At 63.2% G+C, this 16,227-nt stretch carries 14 protein-coding genes; 4 read left to right on the top strand and 10 right to left on the bottom strand.

The window, feature by feature from the left end:
* Positions 1 to 57 precede the first annotated feature (57 nt).
* On the bottom strand, positions 58 to 609 hold the full coding sequence (locus ACFVSI_RS03415; RefSeq protein ID WP_387819840.1) for a dihydrofolate reductase family protein: 552 nt from the start codon (positions 607 to 609) through the stop codon (positions 58 to 60).
* A gap of 26 nt (positions 610 to 635) precedes the next feature.
* A complete protein-coding gene (locus tag ACFVSI_RS03410; RefSeq protein WP_387819838.1) occupies positions 636 to 959 on the bottom strand; it encodes a hypothetical protein in 324 nt (107 codons plus the stop codon).
* A gap of 41 nt (positions 960 to 1,000) precedes the next feature.
* Here ACFVSI_RS03410 and ACFVSI_RS03405 point away from each other — a divergent pair, with 41 nt between their 5' ends.
* A complete protein-coding gene (locus ACFVSI_RS03405; protein ID WP_387819836.1) occupies positions 1,001 to 3,025 on the top strand; it encodes an FG-GAP repeat domain-containing protein in 2,025 nt (674 codons plus the stop codon).
* A 95-nt stretch (positions 3,026 to 3,120) separates the two neighbouring features.
* Here ACFVSI_RS03405 and ACFVSI_RS03400 read toward each other — a convergent pair whose 3' ends face one another.
* The 4 genes from ACFVSI_RS03400 to opgC form a co-directional block, all read right to left on the bottom strand.
* Positions 3,121 to 3,687, bottom strand: a complete 567-nt coding sequence (locus ACFVSI_RS03400; RefSeq protein ID WP_387819835.1) for a type 1 glutamine amidotransferase domain-containing protein — start codon at positions 3,685 to 3,687, stop codon at positions 3,121 to 3,123.
* A 231-nt stretch (positions 3,688 to 3,918) separates the two neighbouring features.
* A complete protein-coding gene (locus ACFVSI_RS03395; RefSeq protein WP_387819833.1) occupies positions 3,919 to 4,458 on the bottom strand; it encodes a hypothetical protein in 540 nt (179 codons plus the stop codon).
* A gap of 2 nt (positions 4,459 to 4,460) precedes the next feature.
* Complete coding sequence (locus tag ACFVSI_RS03390; protein WP_387819831.1) at positions 4,461 to 5,813, bottom strand: uracil-xanthine permease family protein; 1,353 nt, start codon at positions 5,811 to 5,813, stop codon at positions 4,461 to 4,463.
* Between the two features lie 82 nt (positions 5,814 to 5,895).
* Positions 5,896 to 8,373 carry an OpgC domain-containing protein gene (gene opgC / locus ACFVSI_RS03385; RefSeq protein ID WP_387819829.1) on the bottom strand — a complete coding sequence of 826 codons (2,478 nt, stop codon included), beginning with the start codon at positions 8,371 to 8,373 and terminating at the stop codon, positions 5,896 to 5,898.
* A 205-nt stretch (positions 8,374 to 8,578) separates the two neighbouring features.
* Here opgC and ACFVSI_RS03380 point away from each other — a divergent pair, with 205 nt between their 5' ends.
* A complete protein-coding gene (locus tag ACFVSI_RS03380; protein ID WP_144660056.1) occupies positions 8,579 to 9,184 on the top strand; it encodes a malonic semialdehyde reductase in 606 nt (201 codons plus the stop codon).
* 103 nt (positions 9,185 to 9,287) lie between these two features.
* A complete protein-coding gene (locus tag ACFVSI_RS03375) occupies positions 9,288 to 9,788 on the top strand; it encodes a 2'-5' RNA ligase family protein (RefSeq protein WP_387819827.1) in 501 nt (166 codons plus the stop codon).
* A 2-nt stretch (positions 9,789 to 9,790) separates the two neighbouring features.
* Here ACFVSI_RS03375 and pgm read toward each other — a convergent pair whose 3' ends face one another.
* Complete coding sequence (pgm, locus tag ACFVSI_RS03370; RefSeq protein ID WP_387819825.1) at positions 9,791 to 11,452, bottom strand: phosphoglucomutase (alpha-D-glucose-1,6-bisphosphate-dependent); 1,662 nt, start codon at positions 11,450 to 11,452, stop codon at positions 9,791 to 9,793.
* A gap of 241 nt (positions 11,453 to 11,693) precedes the next feature.
* Between pgm and ACFVSI_RS03365 the strand changes: the two genes are divergently transcribed.
* Positions 11,694 to 12,314 (top strand): DUF4190 domain-containing protein, encoded by a 621-nt coding sequence (locus ACFVSI_RS03365; RefSeq protein WP_387819823.1) that lies wholly within the window; start codon positions 11,694 to 11,696, stop codon positions 12,312 to 12,314.
* Between the two features lie 78 nt (positions 12,315 to 12,392).
* On the opposite strand, the gene ACFVSI_RS03360 is transcribed toward ACFVSI_RS03365, so the two are convergent.
* From ACFVSI_RS03360 to ACFVSI_RS03350, 3 genes are read right to left on the bottom strand one after another with little or no spacing between them, the layout of a single operon-like run.
* On the bottom strand, positions 12,393 to 13,892 hold the full coding sequence (locus ACFVSI_RS03360; RefSeq protein WP_387819821.1) for a peptide MFS transporter: 1,500 nt from the start codon (positions 13,890 to 13,892) through the stop codon (positions 12,393 to 12,395).
* Positions 13,893 to 13,933: 41 nt separating this feature from the next.
* Positions 13,934 to 15,382, bottom strand: a complete 1,449-nt coding sequence (locus ACFVSI_RS03355; protein ID WP_387819819.1) for an amidase — start codon at positions 15,380 to 15,382, stop codon at positions 13,934 to 13,936.
* Complete coding sequence (locus tag ACFVSI_RS03350; RefSeq protein WP_387819817.1) at positions 15,375 to 16,118, bottom strand: Type 1 glutamine amidotransferase-like domain-containing protein; 744 nt, start codon at positions 16,116 to 16,118, stop codon at positions 15,375 to 15,377. Before ACFVSI_RS03350 ends, ACFVSI_RS03355 begins: the two co-directional genes overlap by 8 nt.
* Between the last annotated feature and the right edge of the window lie 109 nt (positions 16,119 to 16,227).

Raw genomic sequence — 16,227 nt, 5'->3', positions numbered from 1 at the left:
TCCGCGTGGTGATGTTGCTCGCGGCCGGCTCATGCCTGGGGTGGAAGGCGTGGCTGCTTAGTCCTTGCGGAGGCTGTAGGCGCTGACGACGTTGCCCTTGCTGGTGGAGTACTGGTCCTCCAGGACCAACCGGTTCAGGGGGTCTCCGTCCTCGAAGAGCCTCCGACCTGTCCCGGCGATCACGGGGTGGGTCATCAAGGTCAGCTCATCCAGAATGCCTGCGAACAGTAGTTGGCGTACCAGGGAGATGCTGCCGCATACGGCGATCTCGCCGCCGTCGCGGTTCTTGAGCTCGGTGACGAATTGCTCCACGTCGCCCTTGATCAGCTGCGAGTTCTGCCATTCCAGAGGCTCTGACAAGGTGCGGGAGGCGACGAACTTCTCGACAGGGTTGATGAAGGCGGCGAACTCATCGTCCTGGGTTGCGTTCGGCCAGTAGTTGGCCCACTCCTGGTAGCTGACCCGGCCCAGCACCACGGTATCCACGGTGTTGATCATCTTGTTCAGGCCCTTGCCCAGGTCCTCGTCGAAGCTGTCGAACTGGAACTTGAACGGGTCCTGGACCACGCCATCCACGGAGTGGAACAGGCCGGCGGTTACCTTGCGCATAGCTTCTCCTTCCAGGTCGCTCTCGGTTAGGCCGCAGCCGTTGCCAGGCGACGGCGGGACGGCAGTTCAGTGACGTTGCTCGATTCAGTGTTCAAGCGGACGGGAACTTCGAAGAGCTCCGCGTAGACCTGAAGCTCGCCGAGGGCGTCCGTGTCAACGGTGGCCTCGGAAAGGTCCATTTCGACGTTCAGGCCGCCGCCAAGGCTCTTGGTTCGCTGCACCACCGGGTAGAGGCCCTGCACGCTCGCGGTAGTGACGTGACCGGTTGCGGCTATCTGGATCTGTTCGCCATCAACGTCGACTCGAACAACTACGGAGAGCTTCTCGCTGGTCAATGTGCTGCCTTTCATCAGGTTGCTGCCACGCTGCAGCGCACCCCAGCGTATGTGCGATGTGTGACCTGCGCAACATTATGGCGGCGCGGCTGGCGTCGGCGGTGCAGTCACGTAGCAGCCATTTCTGGGAGAAAGCTGTATCCTCAGCGAGAGGCCTCTATCAGGCCATCCAAAGCCTGAATATTGGGGGAGAAGTGCGCTCACGTGCTGCCGCCGGCGTGCCGGAAAAAATACGTTACCTTGGTTCTTCGTCGAGGCTGGTGGCCTCGCTGCTGGCTCTGCTCCTTTTGATGGTTGCGCTGCCGGCCTCGCCTGCCAGTGCCGTGACGGTGGCGACCGAAGACCCTAAGCTCACAGCCGTGGAGTTGGTCTCTGCGCCGGCGCTTGCGCCTGGGCAAACCGTGAGGGTGCGATTTACGCTGAGTCAGCCTGCGCAACGCGTGGAGTTCGAGTACCGCGATGCGTCCTTGTCGGAGCCGCGTAGCCTGGTCTGGACGGGAGACCCCGGGCCCGGCGCGTTCACAGCTGAGGCCGCGGCGGTTATCGGCGCCGATGATTTCTACGACGGCGGTCAGAGGTTGACCTCCGTTCGTATTGTCTTTCAGAGGAGTGGGCAGGACTACCCGGCTCAAACTGCGGCCAGGAGGAGCAGCGCATCCGATTATCTGTTCCGAGACAACGCTGGAGATCCGCTCCTTCAACATGCTGACTTCACCGTTAGCAACCCTTCGAGAGTTTTGCGGACCCCTCAAGCCACGGTTTTGCCTAAATTCCAAGCCAGGCAAGAACTGTGGAACGGCTGGAACTACGGGCCGTGGGGGACGATCTCTCCCGGTACGTGGACTACGGGCGTTTCGAAGGTGTACGTGCAATGGGTTTCGGAGGGAGCGGCGAAGCTCTATCGCTACCAATACGGAACGGAACCTTTCGAGGGATCGATCTCATCCGCTGAGATGGGGAAGGAAGTGATCTTACGTGTCACGACAGTGACCCCGGGGTTTACATCGGTGACCGCGGAATCGGAGCCCTATCTCTTCGTCAATAGCGGCCCGATTACTATCACAGGGAAGCCCCGGATCAACTCCACATTGAAGGCAAGCTTTGACGTCTCGTCCATTAAGGGCATTCCGGTCGGCTCGACTCCCAAGGTGGAACTTTTTTGGCTAAGTAATTCCACGTCATATTCGCCCGCTCTGGGCGTTGCACCTGGCACGGACTACGTTGTCAAAGACGCCGACGGTGGAGCAACAGTGCGCGTAGCAGCCGTTGTTTCTCTTGAGGGCAAAGTTGTAGGCCGTACTGTCAGTGAATCGACTGCCTACCTAACCAACCCGACCCCGTCCCGGAATTATGTCAATCGGGAAGTCAGCGACTTTCTGATGGCCCGGACTACTGACGGCAGGCTCTGGATGTGGGGACGGCAATTCGGGGCGTTTCCCAGGGAGGTTGGCTCGGGTTGGAACGTCTTTGACAAGATCTTCTCGCCCGGGGACTTCAATGAGGATGGATACGCCGATGTGCTCGCCCGGAAGCCCTCGGGGGAGCTGTGGATGTACCCCGCTGATGGTCAACATTGGTGGAAACCCGCGTCCCGCGTGGGGGTCGGTTGGCAAGGAATGACCGAACTGATCGCCCCTGGTGACTTTGATGAAGACGGCCACGATGACGTGCTGGCAAGGGACCGCGAAGGAAGGTTGCTCCTCTATCCCGGCAACGGCAAAGGCGGCTGGCTGGCCCCACGACAAGTTGGTGCTGGCTGGAACATATTCAACAGGGTCTTTTCAACCGGCGACTTCGATGGTGACTCGCACGCAGACATCCTTGCCACCAACGCGGGTGGGCAGTTGTTTCTCTATTCCTCCAACGGCAAGGGTGGTTGGCTCGGCTCGAAGGTGATCGGCTCGGGTTGGCAGTCCTTCAAGGGCGTGTTCAGCGCAGGCGACCGGGATGGCGACGGCTGGACCGACATTTACGGTATTGACGGCGCGGGATACATGTACCTCTACCCGTTCAAGTCCGGAAGTTGGAAGCCCCGGACCTTGGTCGGCGCCGACTGGGACGTCTTCACCGCACTGTTCTAAGTCGCAGGTTGCTCTCTAGCGAAACGCAAGTGCCGCCGTCGTACTTCTTGTGAAAGTACGACGGCGGCACTCGCCGTTTGTTCCGGGGCTGAACGCTAGGCGGTCTGGCCTGCGTGCTGGCCCTCGGAGATTTCCTCGACCACCTTGGCGTTGAAAGCGGGGAGGTCGTCCGGGTTGCGGCTGGTGACCAGGCCCTGATCGACGACGACTTCCTCGTCCGTCCAGTTGGCGCCCGCGTTCTTCAGGTCCGTCTGGAGCGTGTGGTACGAGGTGACGTTGCGGCCCTTGATTACTCCGGCCTCGATGAGAATCCACGGCCCGTGGCAGATCGATGCCACTGGCTTGTGCTGCTCGAAGAAGGCGCGTGTGAAGTTCTGGGCGTCCTTGTCCACGCGGAGGTGATCCGCGTTGACGACGCCGCCGGGCAGGACAAGTGCGTCAAAGTCCGAGGCGTTGGCGTCTGCGACTGCGAGGTCGACGTCGAAGGTGTCACCCTTCTCCACGCCGTTGAAGCCCTGGAGCTTGCCCTTTTCGGGAGCGATCAGAGTGGGTTCGCCACCTGCTTCCTTCACGGCCTGCCATGGGCTGGTGAGCTCCACCTGCTCGACGCCGTCCGTCAACAGGAAGGCGACCTTCTTGCCGGCGATGTTGTGTTCTGACATTGTTCCTCCTCTTGTACGGCTGCTTTTTGGGCGTGTGCCGCTGCTGCGAGAGTTGTTTGTCTGACCCGTCCAAGCCTAGGGAAGGTTGAGTTAGTAAGCAAGCTGATTATTGAGGCGGGCTGTCTTCGGGAGCGTGATATGGGCTCACGTGCTTCAGTCACCCAAGAGTCTTGAAGCGATGACCATGCGATAAGTCGCTTGATGGTTCTGTTGGCTTCCTCGGCGACAGCATCACCTTTCCATTACCCGCGAGACCAACTTCCCGCTGGCGTCATACGTCTCATTCCAACCCCTGCGCGTGGTCGCGTGGAAACCCAGACCTTCCTCCCCAAAGGAGACCCAGTTGTCTTCCTGGTCACGGGGCCGCACCAGTGCCCCGCTAGGTAGCAGCACTGCAGTCATCCTCTGCTCAATGTCGCGGAGGACGACTGCACAGCGGTCGATTGCCGGCCACTCTGTGACAACACCGTCGTAATACACACATTCAAGGCCCGCCAGATAGCCGTCTCTGTCGAGTAGACACAGCACTGACGACGGAACACCGGCTGGTCGGCTGAGTTCCTCGAGCGCTGTTGGCAGCAGGCGATATGCCGGCGTGGCGGGCGCTTTCGACCGGTCCATATGAAACTTTATTGAGGGGCACCCACAAATGCAGTCCGGCTCGACTCCAAGTATGTGCCTGGCTTGCTTCCGGAAGGCATCGACGCCCTCGAACTCGACGGAGAGCAACAGTTCGAGTACTTGCCGCTCAGCGTCAGAGATGGTTCGCACCCCTACTTCTTCTTCCCGCCCCGCTTCGCCGCAGCATTCATCGCCGACTTCACCGCAGGCGGCAGCCCGGCCGTCTCGGTCTCCGGCTCAGCCACGGTCCCGCGCCAGCGGGCCAGCCCCTTCATGCCGTGGTAGATCACCAGGGCGGCAGCTGACCCCAGGGCGATACCCGTGAACTTCAGCTCGCCAATGGTCCACGTGTAGTCCGCGATGCCGATGATCAGGGCAACGGCAGCCGTGGTCAGGTTGATCGGGTTGGAGAAGTTCACCTTGTTCTGGACCCAGATCTTCACGCCGAGGACGCCGATCATGCCGTACAGCATCGTGGCGGCGCCACCCAGGACGCCGGGCGGGACGGTCGCGATCAGTTCGCCGAACTTCGGCGAGAAGCTCAGCAGGATGGCGAAGATGCCGGCCACCCAGTAGGCCGCCGTCGAATAGACCTTGGTGGCGGCCATGACACCGATGTTTTCCGCGTAAGTGGTGGTACCGGAACCGCCGCCGAGCCCGGCAAGTACCGTCGCGGCGCCGTCGGCCATCAGCGCGCGGCCGGAGACGCCGTCGAGGTTTTGGCCGGTCATCGCGGCTACCGACTTCACGTGCCCGACGTTCTCAGCCACCAGCACCAGCACCACGGGTACGAACAGGCCCACCACGCCGAGGTGGAACTCAGGCGTCTGGAAAGTGGGCAGGCCAACCCAGGCGGCGGCGTCCATCTTTTCGTAGGAAACCTCGCCCCGCATCATCGCTACGAGGTACCCCACCACAACGCCCACCAGAATGCTGAGGCGCCCCAGGATTCCGCGGAACAGGACGGATACCAGGATGATCGTGACCAAAGTGATGAGTGCGGTGACCGGGGCGGCGTCGAAGTTGTTCTTCGCCGCCGGCGCCAGGTTCAAGCCGATCAGCGCGACGATCGCGCCGGTAACGATCGGCGGCATCAGCCGGTTGATCCATTCGGCGCCGAACTTCTGGACGATCGCACCTAAAAGCGCCAGTACGACGCCGGCAAGCACCACGCCGCCCAAGGCGCCGGCAACGCCGTACTGCTGCTGGGACGCCATGATCGGTGCGATGAAGGCGAAGCTCGATCCCAGGTAGCTGGGTACGCGACCCTTGGTGATGACCAGAAAGAGCAGCGTGCCGATGCCGGAGAAAAACAGGGTGGTGGCCGGCGGCATGCCCGTGATGATGGGGACAAGGAACGTCGCGCCGAACATCGCCACAACGTGCTGCATGCCGATGCCGATGGTCAGTGGCCAGGCAAGTCGCTCATCAGGGGCCACCACGTGGCCTGGGCGGATGGACTTGCCGTTGCCGTGGAGCTTCCATTTGGTGCCGAGCATGCTCATGGCGGGGCCTTCCTCAGAAGAGTATTGGGATTCGGTGCAACATTACCGCCAAACCAGACACAATCGCCGCCGGAGAGCCGCCTTACCGGGGAACCAGCCTGAAGAGGAACTTCGTTTTCACCATCACCCAGAGAATCGCGAGCAATGCGACGTAGACGGCAGTGTTCAGCCAGAGGTTGCCGTCACGAAGGACAGGGATGTTGGCAATAGCCACGATGAAGAACACGTGCATGATGAACACATACAGCGTGGCTTGCCCGAGAGGCACGAAAAACCAGCCCACAGCGCGTGAGAGCGGCTTCCAGAACGCGCTGAGCAGTGCGTACAAGGCGATGGTGATGACGATGACGTTCAGCACGCGACCAGGGCCCAGGTAGGTGCGGCCGAAAAAGGTGTCGTAGAGGTACCTGAACGTGGTGTCGGGGATGAGCGCGAGCCGCACGTCCAGCTGGTTGGTCAGGTAGGGGCCACTCCAGGAGAAGATCGCGCAGGCCGCGGCCAGGAAGATGCACACCCCCAGAAGAATCCGCTGACGCGGGTGCGCGAACCAGTCGATGATTCGTTGGCGGTGGAAGCCTGCCGTCATGCCGAGGACGAACAGGACCTGCCACACGAGCAACGGAAAGGAGTCTTCAAACTGCGAGGGGAGCAGCCGGAACCGGAAGACGGACCCGGCGATGTACAGGACGCCGCTGATGGTGAGAACCAACCAGGTCAGTCCGCGGGAGAGCGCCACCAGGATCAAAGGACTGATCAACAGCAAGACCACATAGAGGCCCATGATGTTGAACTGCCACGGCCCAACCTGCAACAACAGCAAGGCCGGGATCAGGCCCTGTGGTACCGGGAACTGCAGCAAGCCCTCCATCCCGGCATAGAGGTCATAGGTTGTCCCGGCCGCTGAATGCCCTGCCGCTCCCGTTCCTTGATCCGTGAAGGTGGTCACTGCCGCCGCGTTGATGAAAGGAAGCAGACTCAAGACGTACACGATCAGGACCACCGCCAAGGCGGTGAAGTACAGTTTCGATGCCCGCTTGGTGGTCCCGTCCACCACATCTCCCAGTTCCGTGGCGATGCGTGGCCCGTAGACCATGCCCAGCACGGCCCCGGAAAGCATGACGAAGAGCTCAGCCCCGGAGACGACTCCGATGCTCTCCTGGCTCAGCAACTGGAAGACAGAGTTGATGCCCACGTGATTCACCACCACAAAGACGATGGCCAAACCACGAAGCATGTCGATCCGGGCGTCACGCTTTCCCGACCCGGTGTAGGACCATCTGTTGGGAGCAGCCCGCGAGGAAAGAAGCCACAACGCGGCGACGGCCACCAGGACAGACCCTGCAGTCGCCCACGCAGCCCACCCCCGGAGAGTCGTTCCGGACTTCGCTTGTGGTGCCTCAAGGCCCGGAACGTCCTTCAGGCCCTTTTCGGTCACAGGACCCACTGCCAGGCCCGAGGTGTCCAGGGAGGATCGGAAGGGAGATGCCAGAGATGGTTGTGCTGTGGCGCGCCAGTCGATGGAAACCTTGCTCTGATCGCGGGCATCGGTGGTTTCGTTCCAGACCACTGCGCGGACGGCCCCGTTCCCGGGCTGCGCCACCGATGCGAAGACCTGGTGCCACCATGTTTGCTTGACATCCATCTCGGCGACGCCGCCGGCCCCTGGGGAGTAGAACGCGCCGGTTTCAATCAGAAGCGGCTTGTTCCTGGCTTGGACATAGCTTCCATAAAAGTTGTCCGTGCCTGCGCCGCCACTGGAGGCGTGCAGGGCGTCATTGAACTCGCCGGCGTCGGGAAGGGTGTTGTTGGCGGCTCCGGCTCCTGTGGTGTCGTGGTAAATCGACAAGCCGATCCAGTCCACAACGTCATCGCCCGGGTAGTAAGGGTCAAAGGCTGAGTCGTCCATGTCCCAGATCCCGTTGCCGTTGGTGTCCAGCGAACTCAGGGGCACTCCCTTGGGAGGGGTGGTAGTAGCCGACCGGAAGGGGTAGTCCTTCTCAGCTGTCGGAGACCACACCATCACGGGGTCCGGCAGGCTTCCCCGGAGGGCAACAGCAACCCGGCCGAACGCGGCCCGGTAGGCGTCCGGTTCCTGGCCCCAGCCCACCCATGGCGTGTTCATGTCCGGTGCGAAGCGGACGAACACCTTTCCCCTGAAGCCGGCTGCCGCCGTCGTAATTTGACGCGCAAAAGTGGTGGCAACGTCGTCGGTGATGTCCTGCAAAGGGATGCCCGGGCGGACGGTCAGCAGCGCATGCGAGCCCTGATCGGCCACCTGTCCGAAGTAGCCCTTGAGGTATTCGCGGCCGCCGTCGTCCTCCGGGAGGGACACGTTCTGCCCGTAGAGGGCTGCGGGGGCTCCCAGCCGTTGCGCGTAATCCGCGGCCGAGTCCTTGTTCCAGTCGAGCAAGGCGCCGAAGTACCGCTTGCCGGGGTCGTCGCTGGTACCCTCCTGTCCCACTGAGCCCCAGGCCTGGGTGGATGGAAGGAGCATCCCGAGGAGCAGCAGCAGGAGAACTGCCAGCGCCCGTCGAGGGGCCGCTAGGGGAAAGGTAGGCATCAGGCCCCTTCTGGTGTCGTCATTCCCACGGCTGCGGCTTCCGCACACTTGCGCGGCAGCTCACAGGCACGATGGTACCGACTTTCCCGCTGTGCCCAATGTCACGCACCGTCATGGGAAGAGGACAGGGGAAGTTGAAGTTGCAACCATGGAAAGCAGAAGTGCCCGGCCGGCTCAGTGTCAGGGCCCAGCGAAAGGTTCACGAATGACGATCGCCCACGAAGAAGCAGTCATTGACGCCGCAGCAGTCGACGCCATTTTTGCCGAAGCCCGTACCGCCAACAGCTTCTCCGGTGAGGTCACCGAAGAGCAGGCACGAGCCATCTACGAACTCACAAAGTTCGGCCCCACCGCCTTCAACTCCCAGCCCCTCCGCGTGACCTACGTCCGCTCGGACGAGGCCCGCGCCAAGCTGGTCGACCACCTCTCCCGCGGAAACCAGGCCAAGACCGCCTCCGCGCCGCTGGTCGCCATCCTCTCCTACGACACCGACTGGCAGGGTCAATGGGACAAGTTCCTCCCCGCCTACGGCGCGCCCAAGGCCATGTATGACGAGAACGCCGAACTCGCCGCTGCCACGGGCAACAACAACGCCCACCTGCAGGCCGGCTACTTCATCCTGGCCGTCCGCTCCCTCGGATTCGCTGCCGGCCCGATGACCGGCGCCGACTTCGCAGCCATCGACGCCGAGTTCTTCCCGAATGGCGACCAGAAGAGCTTCCTCATCGTCAACATCGGCCAGCCCGGCCCGGACGCCTGGGGCGAAGCCAAGCCGAAGTTCGCTTACGAGGACGTTGTCCGCACGGTCTGACCCTGGCAATCCTCACAACGCTCCTGCACTTGAGTGCAGGAGCGTTGTGCTTTAAGCGGTGGGATGTGAGAGAGCGTTGGGGGTGGGTGGCACACTGTTGCCTATGCGGAACCTCATCTGGGTAGCCTTCACCGAACCCGTCACGCCCCGGCTGGTTTTTCCGCGCAGCGACTGGCCGCTCCACATCACCTTGTTAAGGTTCGACGTGGGCACTGAGGTGCGTGCCGACGTCGCAGATGTCCTGGCGGACCTGGCCGAAGCGCCCGTCAAGGGGGCGCTGGGAACCGAGCTGACGGTTGGAGAGGATGCGGGCTTCGGACATCTGGGGTCGATCCCGGTCAGCCTGATCCACCACAACCCGCTGCTGCAAGGGCTACACGAAGAAATCGTCGAGGCCGCCAACAGTGTGGGCGGCAGGATCGCCACCCCCAACTACGTCCTGGACCACTACCGGCCGCACATCTCGCATCACGACGGTAAGCGCGCCAAGCCCGGAGACGTCGTCGTGCTTGACCACATAGCGCTGGTGGACATGGCTCCCGACGGCGACCACACCATCCGCCGGATCCTCCGACTCTGGACGCAGGACACCCACAGCGGCTGAAGCTAGGCGATGACCCCGTCCACCAGGGCCTTGGCCTCCTGCTGGACCTGTGCCAGGTGATCCGCGCCCTTGAAGGACTCGGCGTAGATCTTGTAGACGTCCTCCGTGCCTGAGGGGCGTGCCGCGAACCAGGCGTTCCCGGTGACAACCTTGAGCCCGCCAATGGACGCACCGTTGCCCGGAGCCTCGGTGAGCTTTGCGGTGATTTCCTCGCCGGCAAGGGAGGTAGCGGTGACATCGGCAGCAGAGAGCTTGCCCAGCTTGGACTTCTGCTCCCGGGTGGCCGCGGCGTCGATGCGGGCGTACACCGGGGCGCCGAACTGGTCCGTCAGGCCCTTGTACAGCTGCGACGGAGAAGATCCCGTGACGGCCGTGATTTCCGAAGCAAGCAGGGCCAGCAGGATGCCGTCCTTGTCGGTGGTCCAGACGCTGCCGTCGAGCTTGTTGAACGAGGCACCGGCTGACTCCTCGCCACCGAAAGCACCTTCGCCGGAGAGCAGGCCGGGGACGAACCACTTGAAGCCCACGGGCACCTCAACGAGCTTCCGGCCAAGGCCCGCGGCTACGCGGTCGATGATCGAGGACGAAACCAGCGTCTTGCCCACCACGGACTCGGGATTCCAGCCACTGCGGTTCCGGTACAGGTAGTCGATGGCGACGGCAAGGTAGTGGTTCGGGTTCATGAGCCCGCCGTCGGGCGTCACGATGCCGTGGCGGTCGGCGTCGGCGTCGTTACCGGTGGCGACATCGTACGCAGCGCCGCCGGAACCACCCGCGGACATCCGCTTGATCAGCGATGCCATGGCCGACGGCGAGGAGCAGTCCATGCGGATCTTCTCGTCCCAGTCGAGCGTCATGAAGGCCCACTGCGGATCAACCGTCGGGTTCACCACGGTGAGGTTGAGCTGGTGGCGCTCGCCGATTTCACCCCAGTAGTCCACGGAGGCGCCGCCCATGGGGTCGGCACCGATGCGGACACCGGCGTCGCGGATGGCGTTGAGGTTCAGCACGGAGGGGAGGTCGTCCACGTAGCTGCTGAGGAAGTCGAACTTGCCGGTGGTGTCAGCGGCCAGGGCATCGTTGAGCGGCATGCGCTTGACGCCGCGCAGCCCATTCTCCAGCAGCTGGTTCGCGCGGTCCGCAATCCACCCGGTGGCGTCCGTGTCTGCCGGGCCGCCGTGAGGGGGGTTGTACTTGAAGCCACCGTCGGCGGGCGGGTTGTGGCTCGGAGTGACCACGATGCCGTCTGCCTGGGGAGTCCCGGGGGCGGCTTCACGGTTGTATTTGAGGATGGCGTGGCTCAGTGCCGGAGTGGGCGTGTAGCCGTGACGGGCATCTACCAGCACGGTGACGCCGTTGGCGGCCAGCACCTCAAGTGCGGAATTCTGTGCCGGCTCGCTGAGGGCGTGCGTGTCGCGGCCGATGAACAGGGGACCGGTGATCCCCTGGCGTCCGCGGTATTCAACGATTGCCTGCGTGATCGCGAGGATGTGCGCCTCGTTGAAGGAGGCCTTCAAACTGGATCCGCGGTGTCCCGACGTTCCAAACGCCACGCGCTGCGCGGGATCGCCCAAGTCCGGAGCTACGTCGAAATACGCGTCCAGCAGGGCTGTGATGTCAACAAGGTCCTGGGGAAGGGCAACTGTGCCCGCTCGGCTAGCCATGGGGTCCAGCATGCCAGACCAACGGCCCGGCTGACACGAAATGTCCGTGATCCGGCCCCTGTGACGCCGAATGGCGGACGTCCCGCCCCCATTTCGCCCAAAGGTTCACTTCGCGTTTACCATCAGTGACCTTAGTGATGGATTGCGTTTGCAACGGCTTGACGCCACACTGCGCACTACCTTATATGCAGCCCCGGACGGCGGTAGTGTGGGATCAAAGACCACTTTCAGGGGGATTCCTATGACAGATCAGCCAGCCAAGGGCAACGAGGACAAGCCGGCCGGCTACGAGCCGCCGCAGTACGTTCCGCCGGCCCAGTTCAGTGCACCCGAGCAGAGCCAGCCGGGTGCTCCCGTTCCGCCGTCGTTCGACCAGGGCAATGCCACGCAGCCGATCCCGCCCTACGAGCAGAACTCCTACGGCCAGCAGAGCTCCTACAGCCAGCCGCCCGCCCAGGACGCGTACACTCCGGGTGACTACAGCCAGCAGCCCGCGTCACCCTACGGCCAGCCGCCGAGCCCCTACCAGCAGCAGGCTTTCGGCCAGCAGCCGTATGGCCAGCCGCAATCCCCATACGGCCAGCCCGCCTACTACGCCATGCCCACGCAGCCCAAGGGCCTGAGCATCGCCAGCATGGTGTGCGGCATTTCCATCTATGTCGGCTTCGGGTTTGTCCTCCTCCCGCAGATCGCGGCCGTGATTTTGGGCCACCTCGCGTTGAAGCGCGAACCTGCGGGCAAAGGCATGGCCATCGCTGGGTTGGTGATGGGCTACCTCGGCATCGCACTGACGGTGCTCTTCGGCATTTTCATCATCATCGGCATCGGCGCAGCAAGCACCAGTAGCAGGTACGGCTACTAACAACGCACGAAGGCGACCCTTGCGTCAGGTGGGAATCCCACCGAACGCGAGGGTCGCCGTCGTCGATTAACGCAGTTCCTAGCGGACGCCGCCCATCAACTTCTTGATCGCGGGGGTTGCTGCAGCCAAGGCGACGGCCAGGACGACTGCAACGCCGCCGATACCCAGGAAGTACGGGAGCTCGTCGGCCGGGTTGTAGAGTCCGGCGAGGATGCCGGCCAGGGTGGTGCCGAGCGAGACCGACAGGAAGAACAGCGCAACCATCTGCGTGTGGAAGGCCTGCGGTGCCAGCTTGGTGCTCACCGACAGGCCGATGGGGGACAGGCACAGTTCCGCGAGGGTGAACAGGAACAGGATGCCCACCAGTGCCAGCAGTGGCGTCTTGCCTTCACCAGCGAGCGGGATGAACGCCAGGAACGCCAGGCCCATGATGAACAGGCCCATGGCGAACTTCAGGGGCGAGCTCGGTTGCTTGGAGCCCAGTTTGGTCCACAACGCGGCCATGACACCGGCGAAAATGATGATGAACACCGGGTTGATGGACTGCACCCACGCGGCAGGCATTTCCCAACCAAACAGGTTGCGGTCCAGCTTTTCCTGCGAGTAGACGGCAATGAACGTGAACTGCTGCTGGAACAGTGCCCAGAACGCAGCTGATGCAATGTACAGCGGGATGAACGCGACAACGCGCTTGCGCTCCACGCCGGTGACCAAGGGGCTGCGGAAGATCAGGAACAGGTAGATCACCGAGGCGCCAATGGCCGCGTATGCCATGCTGCGGGCGAGGTTGTTGGCGTTGACGATGCCCGTGCCCAGCAGGACGCCGATGACGATCAGGATGCCCAGGAAAATGAGCCCGTAGCGGCTCCGGTCCTTGCTCGGGAGCGGGTTGGGAACGCGGTGTGCTTCCTCGGGCAGCCGTTTGCGGCCCAGGGAGTAGATGATGAGGCCGATCGCCATTCCCACGGCCGCGGCACCGAAGCCCACGTGGAAGCCGAAGCTGGTCTGCAGGAAACCGGTGACCAGTGGGCCAATGAGGCCGCCGATGTTGATGCCCATGTAGAAGATGGAGAAACCGGCGTCGCGGCGCTCATCCTTCTCGCCGTACAGGCTGCCGACCAGCGCCGTGGCGTTGGCCTTCAGGCCGCCGGAACCGATGCCCACCAGCACCAAACCTGTAATCAGGCCCGGAATGCCCGGCAGGAGTGCCAACGCAATGTGGCCGGCCATGATCATGATGGCCGAGCCGAAAAGCACCTTCTCGGAACCAAAGAGGCGGTCAGCGAGCCAGGCGCCGAGGATCGTGGAGAGGTAAACGCCGCCACCGTAGGCACCCACCAAACCAGCGGCGAGGCCCTGGTCGATGGAGAGGCCGCCCTGCTCGGCGGTGAAGTACATGTAGTAGAGCAGGATTCCCTGCATGCCGTAGAAGGAGAATCGCTCCCACATTTCCACGGAGAAGAGGCTGGCCAACATCTTTGGGTGGCCGAAGAATGACGTATCGCCCGCTGCTTTCGCGGACTCAGCCGTGGTTTGGGGTGTGCTCATTTTCTTAATGCTGGCACTGACTGCGGGCATTGTCACATCGATGAATGCCCCAGGCAACCACCATCCATATGCTAGACAGCCTCTGTCGCAGCCTCCAGGGCGTGGGCAATTTGGAGAAGCCGCAGCTCAGAACCGGTGGGCCCGATGAGCTGGATTCCCATGGGCAAGCCCGCTGCGGTGGTGTGGACCGGAATGCTCATGGCGGGCAATCCGCACACGTTCACCATGGAACTCCACGGCGCGTACTGGCATTGCCGTTTGTAGTCCTCATCCGCGTCGCCTGCCCACGCGCTCGGCCAAGGATCGCCGCTGTGACCTCCGCCCGTGAACCACCCGATGGGCCGGGGAGTCTGCGCCAGGGTAGGCATCAGGATCAGGTCCCATTGCGCGTACTGGGCAATGGTGTCGTGCTCGAATTGCCGCAGGAAGCCCAAAGCTTCGTTCACCTTCAAGGCGCTGCGCTGCTGCGCCCGGCGCCTGAACGTCCTGGTGAGGGGAGTCAGTAACGGCTCGCGCTGGGGTGCTATCCGGGCGCTTCCGACGCCGGCAGTCCAGGCTGCGGTGAACGCTTCGGGATAGCGGTTGTCATAGCGGATTTCGGCCTCCCCAACACTGTGACCGGCTTCCGATAATAGCTTTATGCCCAGGTCCAGGGCGTCCCGTGCATCCTGCTCGATCTCGAAGGGGTACACCCCGGCCCAGGGACTGTCCAGGCTTACACCGATTCTCAGGGGATCCGGCGCCCGCACGACGTTGGCGAGGTAGCCGCCGTCGGGCGCTTGATCCCGGGGGACCAGCGCATCCATGAGCAGCGCGGCGTCCGACGCATTCCGCGCGAGCGGACCGGCCACCACCAGGCTGGCGGCGTCGCCCGCGCTCACCCCGGCAGGGACCAGCCCGCGCCCTGGCTTCAACCCCACCAAGCCGCAGGCGCCGGCAGGAATCCGGATGGACCCGCCGCCGTCGGTTCCGGGCGCGAACGGCACGAGTCCTGCGGCCACTGCGGCAGCGCTGCCACCCGACGACCCGCCAGAGCTCCGCGCCAAGGAATGCGGATTGCGCGACGGCGGTGCGATGCGGTTTTCGCTGTAGGCCGTCAACCCGAACTCCGGAACCTGGGTCTTGCCCAGCGAGATCACGCCCTGCGCCTTCAGGGTTGATGCCAAAGCCCCGTCTTCGGGCGCTGGCCTATGCTCCAACGCGGCGCTGCCGTGGGTGGTCGGGACGCCGGCAACATCGGTGAGGTCCTTGAATGCTGTAGGCAGGCCGTGCAGCAGGGGCAGCTCGTCCAAGCGTCCTTCCCTGGCCAGCCGGGCATGGAGGGTATCGGCTGTGGCGGCAGCTTCACGGGCTTGGTCCGCAGTGACGGTGATGAAGGCGCCGAGCTGCTGGTTTCGTTGCTCTATTGCGGACAAGAAATGCGCTGCTGCCTCGCGGGCGGATAGTTCGCCGCCAGCCAGGGCATTGCGCAGCTGGACGGCGGTTTGCTTGGAAAGGTCCTGCGTCGACGGATCAGCCAAGGAAACGAGACTCCAACCGTTCCTCCACAGCGACGGCGTCCACGCTCTCGCCGGCTCCTGCAGTCACGCGGAAAGCGGCCTTGTTCTTGATCTCGGAGACCACCTCCACGAGTTCCGTGCCCCGGTAAACCAGCCCTACGCCGTCGTCCGTGCAGTGGGTCTCGCCGAGCGTGCCGTTGGCCACCAGCTTATGGATGGCGGGAGCCCGGCGGAGCTCGGAATCGTAGTGGACCCCGTTGCCGTAGGGGAGGAAGCCCAGTGAATCCGTGACAGGCTGCAGCTCGGGACCGTAGGAATCAGTCACGCCGCCCCGGTACCAACAGATGGATCCGGCCGAAACCCCGGCCATCACTACGCCACCCTCCCACGCTTTGCGCAGGATCCGGTCCAGCCCGTGGGCGCGCCACACGGCCAACAGGTTCACCACGGATCCGCCATTGACCCACACCACGTCCTGCTCCAGGAGGTGGGCTTCCGGATCCTCGATGTTTGGCATGGTGAAGAGGTTGAGGTGGCTGAAGTCGAACCCGGCGATGCGTGCGGCCTGGTCCATTTCCGCGGCCCACCAGCGCTGATCGCCGGAGGCTGTTCCTATGTGCGTCACCTTGGGCGCACGACCGCTTACTCCGGATAGTTCCACCGCGTAGTGCATCAGGTGGTTGAACTCGATCCTGGTCCTGGCGCCCGGCTTGTAACCGCCGGAGGTGGCGAGGATCGTGGGTTGCCCAGCAGCCATGGGTTGCTCCTAGTAGCCGGTCTCGGGGGTGTGCTTGGAACCTAAGTCTTAACGCCGGAGCCACTGTGTGCAAGCGAAGACAGCAGTCCCGTGCCCGCGGCAGGTCCAT

The organism is Paenarthrobacter sp. NPDC057981, assembly GCF_042886835.1.
Classification (GTDB): Bacteria; Actinomycetota; Actinomycetes; order Actinomycetales; family Micrococcaceae; genus Arthrobacter.
This window is presented reverse-complemented; position numbering and strand designations above follow the sequence as displayed.

What these genes read in the sequence shown, in the direction of transcription:
- ACFVSI_RS03415 (WP_387819840.1), bottom strand. Translation starts at nt 609, where the DNA reads ATGCGCAAGGTAACCGCCGGCCTGTTCCACTCCGTGGATGGCGTGGTC.
- ACFVSI_RS03410 (WP_387819838.1), bottom strand. Translation starts at nt 959, where the DNA reads ATGAAAGGCAGCACATTGACCAGCGAGAAGCTCTCCGTAGTTGTTCGA.
- ACFVSI_RS03405 (WP_387819836.1), top strand. Translation starts at nt 1,001, where the DNA reads ATGTGTGACCTGCGCAACATTATGGCGGCGCGGCTGGCGTCGGCGGTG.
- ACFVSI_RS03400 (WP_387819835.1), bottom strand. Translation starts at nt 3,687, where the DNA reads ATGTCAGAACACAACATCGCCGGCAAGAAGGTCGCCTTCCTGTTGACG.
- ACFVSI_RS03390 (WP_387819831.1), bottom strand. Translation starts at nt 5,813, where the DNA reads ATGAGCATGCTCGGCACCAAATGGAAGCTCCACGGCAACGGCAAGTCC.
- opgC (WP_387819829.1), bottom strand. Translation starts at nt 8,373, where the DNA reads ATGCCTACCTTTCCCCTAGCGGCCCCTCGACGGGCGCTGGCAGTTCTC.
- ACFVSI_RS03380 (WP_144660056.1), top strand. Translation starts at nt 8,579, where the DNA reads ATGACGATCGCCCACGAAGAAGCAGTCATTGACGCCGCAGCAGTCGAC.
- ACFVSI_RS03375 (WP_387819827.1), top strand. Translation starts at nt 9,288, where the DNA reads ATGCGGAACCTCATCTGGGTAGCCTTCACCGAACCCGTCACGCCCCGG.
- pgm (WP_387819825.1), bottom strand. Translation starts at nt 11,452, where the DNA reads ATGGCTAGCCGAGCGGGCACAGTTGCCCTTCCCCAGGACCTTGTTGAC.
- ACFVSI_RS03365 (WP_387819823.1), top strand. Translation starts at nt 11,694, where the DNA reads ATGACAGATCAGCCAGCCAAGGGCAACGAGGACAAGCCGGCCGGCTAC.
- ACFVSI_RS03360 (WP_387819821.1), bottom strand. Translation starts at nt 13,892, where the DNA reads ATGCCCGCAGTCAGTGCCAGCATTAAGAAAATGAGCACACCCCAAACC.
- ACFVSI_RS03350 (WP_387819817.1), bottom strand. Translation starts at nt 16,118, where the DNA reads ATGGCTGCTGGGCAACCCACGATCCTCGCCACCTCCGGCGGTTACAAG.